Annotated in this window: 1 protein-coding gene; it reads right to left on the bottom strand. The window is 67.9% G+C overall.

Annotated elements, in window-relative coordinates:
* Nucleotides 1-417: acyl-CoA dehydrogenase family protein (locus BMG07_RS41025; RefSeq protein WP_198089242.1), on the bottom strand; the 417-nt coding region annotated here is incomplete at its 3' end.
* Nucleotides 418-473: the final 56 nt, after the last annotated feature.

Genomic DNA, 473 nt, shown 5'->3' with positions numbered 1-473 from the left:
CGCCGTGGTGCGCAGGCTCGACGCATCGCTGCCGGCCTGCGGCTCGGTGAGGCAGAAGGCGCCGAGCATCCGGCCCTGCGCCAGCGGCTCGAGCCACTGCTTTTTCTGCTGCGCATTGCCGTAGCGCATGAGGATGGCATTGACCGGGCAGTTGGTCACGCTGATGGCCGTGCTGGTGCCGCCGTCGCCGGCCGCGATTTCTTCGAGCACCAGCGCCAGCGTGAGGTAGTCGAGGCCGGCGCCGCCATGCTCCTCGGGCACGCAGATGCCGTAGGCGCCCAGCGCGGCGAGGCCCTGATGGGCCTCCTTGGGAAAGCTGTGCTCGCGGTCCCACTTCGGGGCGTGGGGCCACAACTCGGCCTGCGAAAAATCGCGCACCGCGTCGCGAATGGCTTCTTGGTCGGAGGTGAGCAGCATGTTTTCAGATGAGTTCAATCGCCACGGCGGTACCCTCGCCTCCCCCAATGCACAGC

It is taken from the genome of Variovorax sp. E3 (assembly GCF_016082275.1).
Taxonomy (GTDB): domain Bacteria; phylum Pseudomonadota; class Gammaproteobacteria; order Burkholderiales; family Burkholderiaceae_C; genus Variovorax.
The sequence above is the reverse complement of the archived record's forward strand: the minus strand, read 5'-3'. Positions and strand labels throughout refer to the sequence as shown.